The following is a 352-nucleotide window of genomic DNA, read 5'->3' as shown; positions in this document are numbered from 1 at the left end:
CAGTCGGTCTATTTTTTCAAGATCTTGGACAGACATATCAGATAGTCTATGAATCAGCTTTTTAAATACATCACTATTGTCGTGATTTTTCTTAAAAAATGTTGTAAACATCTATAACCTCTCAAAAAAAGCAGCCTATCAGGACTGCTTAGTGTAATTCCGAAATCGCATCATAAATGGACTGTAATTTCTTATTGTCTTTATTCTTTGTGTCAATCAACGTATGTAGCTCTTCAATTTTCTTCTGACTGCTTTGAATATCGCTATTGTTATCCGCAATAAGTCTTTTAAGATGTTGCTGATAACTTGTAGTGATATCTGTCTCTTTTCCTGTTCTAACCTCTGTAACTTT

At 33.0% G+C, this 352-nt stretch carries 1 protein-coding gene; it reads right to left on the bottom strand.

What is annotated here, in order from left to right; genetic code table 11:
* Positions 1-148: 148 nt before the first annotated feature.
* Positions 149-352: DUF5945 family protein (locus HMPREF2701_RS00130; RefSeq protein WP_024475356.1), on the bottom strand; the 204-nt coding region annotated here is incomplete at its 5' end.

Origin of the sequence: Streptococcus sp. HMSC077D04 (genome assembly GCF_001808785.1) — a bacterium.
Classification (GTDB): Bacteria; Bacillota; Bacilli; order Lactobacillales; family Streptococcaceae; genus Streptococcus; species Streptococcus mitis_BX.
This window is presented reverse-complemented; position numbering and strand designations above follow the sequence as displayed.